The 526-nt window shown below is 43.2% G+C and carries 1 protein-coding gene; it reads left to right on the top strand.

The window, feature by feature from the left end; translation table 11 throughout:
* On the top strand, window positions 1-526 hold a 526-nt coding region (locus R7093_RS27880; protein ID WP_318147365.1), incomplete at both ends, for a porin.

The raw sequence follows: 526 nt of genomic DNA, 5'->3' as shown, positions 1-526 counted from the left end.
TGAACACAAACTAAACCAAGACGTTAAGGTATTCGGTTCATTTGAACTAGAAAACGGTGAATTCTTCGATAACGACAACAAACTTACTGGTGAAATTGACGGAGAACACGCACGTGTACGCACAGATGATCTTTACTTCGGTGCTTACTTCGGTGACAACTGGGGTGTAGCTTTCGGTGAAGTTGGTGATTTCGGTGACTCTCTAGACGCAATCACTATCGACAACACTAACGAAGGTCTTGGTTACGTTGATGATTTCGTAAAATCAAAAGAAAGTGCAGGTCACGCTGTTTCAGTTAAAGGTAGCTTCGACAAGCTAACAGTTATCGCTGATGCATACCTAGATCAAGACGAGAAAATCGATACTGCATTCGGTCTATCTGCGCAATACGCAATCAACGATATGTTCACAGTTGGTGCTTCTTACCAAGATCAAGAGAACCGTGATGCTGCAGGTACTGATTACCAAGTAATGGGTGCGGCTGTTCGTTTCAACATGGACAACTTCTCTGCTGCAGTAAACTAC

The organism is Vibrio sp. 1580, from assembly GCF_033340055.1.
This window is presented reverse-complemented; position numbering and strand designations above follow the sequence as displayed.